4 protein-coding genes are annotated in these 2,929 nt (G+C 59.6%); all 4 read left to right on the plus strand.

Annotated elements, in window-relative coordinates:
• Positions 1 to 285, plus strand: a 285-nt coding sequence (locus M3O22_09120; protein MDP9196900.1) for a cytochrome b, incomplete at its 5' end; no start/stop codon positions are given.
• Positions 282 to 1,139, plus strand: coding sequence for a transporter substrate-binding domain-containing protein (locus M3O22_09125; protein MDP9196901.1), 858 nt, complete (start codon positions 282 to 284; stop codon positions 1,137 to 1,139). The genes M3O22_09120 and M3O22_09125, both read left to right, overlap by 4 nt.
• Before the next feature lie 4 nt (positions 1,140 to 1,143).
• Positions 1,144 to 1,899 (plus strand): cytochrome c1, encoded by a 756-nt coding sequence (locus M3O22_09130; GenBank protein ID MDP9196902.1) that lies wholly within the window; start codon positions 1,144 to 1,146, stop codon positions 1,897 to 1,899.
• A gap of 321 nt (positions 1,900 to 2,220) precedes the next feature.
• A partial coding sequence (locus tag M3O22_09135; protein MDP9196903.1) for a D-alanyl-D-alanine carboxypeptidase occupies positions 2,221 to 2,929 on the plus strand: 709 nt, incomplete at its 3' end.

The following is a 2,929-nucleotide window of genomic DNA, read 5'->3' on the forward strand; positions in this document are numbered from 1 at the left end:
CTGTTCGTCCTGCCCTGGCTGGATACATCAAAAGTGCGCAGCTGCCGCTTCCGGCCCGTGTACAAATGGCTGATCTTCCTGCTGGTCCTGGATTTCCTGGTCCTGGGCTGGGTAGGCGGCAAACCGCCCGAGGGCATGTACATCTGGATCGGCCGGGCCGCCACAGCCTGGTATTTCCTGCATTTCCTGGTCCTGACCCCGCTGGTGGGCCGGATCGAAAAGCCCCTGCCCCTGCCCGCCAGCATCGGCACGCCGGTGTTGCCTGCAACGGAGAAGCGGGGATGATAAAGTTTCTGACCACTCTTCTTCTCGCCTTTCTCCTCTCCCTTCCCGCCGCGGCTGCAGCGCAGAAAAAATCAGCATACAGCCGTGTGACGGAGACAAAAACCATCCGGTGCGGATACCTGCCCTATGACCCCTTTGTTATCAAGGACCCCAACACGGGGAAATTCAGCGGCATCACGGTGGATTACATCAATATCATCAGCGCCCGGCACGGCCTGAAGGTGGACTGGGCGGCCGAGGTCAATGTGGACCAGATTGTTCCGGCCCTAGACAACGGACGGATCGATGCATTCTGCATCCCTTCCAGTCCGGATACAAACTGGGCGAAAGTGGCTGATTTTTCCAGCGGGCTGGGGGCCATGCCCTATTTCATCCATGTGCCTGCGGACAGTACAATAACGATGAAAGGATTGTCCGCGGCAACATTTGCCATTGTCGATGGCTTTGCCCTGACGGACATCACAAAAGAAATGTTCCCGGAAGCAAAATATGTGAGCCTGCCCCAGACCACCTCTGCCGCCGAAATGTATGACCAGCTGCGCTATGGCAAGGTCCAGGCCCATGTAAACGAGCAGATCTCGGCCGCCAATTATATGAAAAACAATCCCGGTGTGATCCGCCGCTGGTCTGACCAGCCGGTGATGGTCGTGCGGATGTTTCTGGTAACGCCGAAAAATGATCCGGAGATGGGTGCGTTCATGCGCCGGACATTCGATGCCGGAATTCCGGAAAACATGACCCTGCTCCGCGACCTGATGGCCCGTTACCAGGTGCCGGAGGACGCCCTGTTTCTGGGCGACCGGTGCGCCCCGGCGGAAACGGACAAGGGCTGGACGATCTGCGCAATGGAGTGAAGACATGAGAATGATGCAGTACCTTTTCCTCTCTCTCTTCTTCCTCACCACTCCTGCCCTTGCTGAGGGGGACGAGGTTGCTCCTGCGCACCAGGAGTGGCCCCACGCAGGGATTACGGGGACCTTCGACCGCGCGGCGCTGCAGCGCGGGTTCCAGGTGTACAAGGAAGTCTGCGCCGCGTGCCATTCCATGCACCTGCTGTCGTATCGCAATCTGACGGACCTGGGGTACAGCGAGGATGAGATAAAAGCCCTCGCGACCCAGGTGCAGGTGACGGATGGTCCCGATGATACCGGCAAGATGTTCCAGCGTCCGGGCAAGCCGTCCGACCGCTTTGTCAGTCCCTTTGCCAACGAGCAGGAGGCACGTGCTGCCAACGGCGGCGCCCTGCCACCTGACCTGTCCCTGATCGTCAAGGCGCGGGAGCATGGCGAGGACTATATCCACGCCCTGCTGACCGGATACGACAAGGCCCCGGAAGGGCACGAGGTTCCGGCGGGCCAGTACTGGAACACGTATTTCTCCGGCCATCTGATCAGCATGCCCCCGCCGCTGAACGAGGGACAGGTGACATACGCCGACGGGACGCAAGCCACCGTGGAACAGATGTCCCGGGACGTGACCACCTTCCTTGCGTGGGCAGCCGAACCGAAGATGGAAGCCCGCAAACAGATGGGAATCAAGGTCCTGATCTTCCTGGCGGTCTTCACGGGCATCATGTATGCCGTGAAAGTCAGGCTGTGGCGGAATGTGGAATAAACCGGTGCACTCCCAGAGCTTGCCCCCAAACCCGCTGCCGTCAGCGAATTGCCGATGTTTTCCGAGAACCGGAGTGCAGCGTACGTAAAAGTACGTGAGCACCGGAAGCGGAGGAAGACAAGGCAGGACACCACGGCAGTCAGGGTTGGGGAGCGGGCTCTCAAAATTCTTGACCTGCCCCCGGCGTACACCCTAGGGTCAGCATCATTCGTCATCGTACGGTGTCCGGGATCCAGGATGAACAGGCCAGGTTTTTTTCAGACAGTCTTTTCCCGGTTCCGGACAGGTGCCCTTTTTCTGGCTCTTTTTCTGGTTTTTTTCGTGCCTGTTTCTGCACAGGCCGGCAAGTATTCCGCCATCCTGATGGATGCCGCCACCGGACGCATCCTGCACAGCGAGGCGGCGGACCAGAAACGCTATCCCGCCTCCCTGACCAAGATGATGACACTGTACCTGGCCTTCGACGCCCTGAAAGCGGGAAAGCTGAAACCCGGACAGAAACTGAAAATCTCGTCGCGGGCGGCGTCGCAGGCGCCATCAAAGCTGGGCCTGGTGCCAGGAAAAACCATCAGCGTCGAAAATGCCATCCTGGCCCTGACTACCAAATCCGCCAACGATGCCGCCGTGGTCCTGGCCGAAGCCATTGCCGGATCGGAAAAGGCCTTTGCGGAACGCATGACCCGCAAGGCCCGCCAGCTGGGGATGACCGCCACGGTGTTCCAGAACGCCTCGGGCCTGCCCAACTTCAGGCAAGTCACAACAGCCCGGGACATCGCCACCCTGTCACGTGCCCTGATCCGCAGCCACAGCCGCTATTATCACTATTTTTCCCGCACCTCCTTTTCCTGGAACGGGCGCACGCACACAAACCACAACAGGCTCCTGGGGCACTACCCGGGGGCAGACGGGTTGAAGACAGGGTATATCGATGCCTCGGGATTCAACCTGGCCGCCTCGGCCATCCGGGGCAAAAAGCGCCTGATCTGCGTTGTGTTCGGAGGTCCTTCCGGAAGCTGGCGCGATGAAAAGG

This window comes from Pseudomonadota bacterium, from assembly GCA_030775045.1.
Taxonomy (GTDB): Bacteria; Pseudomonadota; Alphaproteobacteria; order JALYJY01; family JALYJY01; genus JALYJY01.

Bases quoted from the DNA above. Each gene is read 5' to 3' on its own strand.
- M3O22_09130 (MDP9196902.1), top strand. From the start codon at position 1,144: ATGAGAATGATGCAGTACCTTTTCCTCTCTCTCTTCTTCCTCACCACT.
- M3O22_09125 (MDP9196901.1), top strand. From the start codon at position 282: ATGATAAAGTTTCTGACCACTCTTCTTCTCGCCTTTCTCCTCTCCCTT.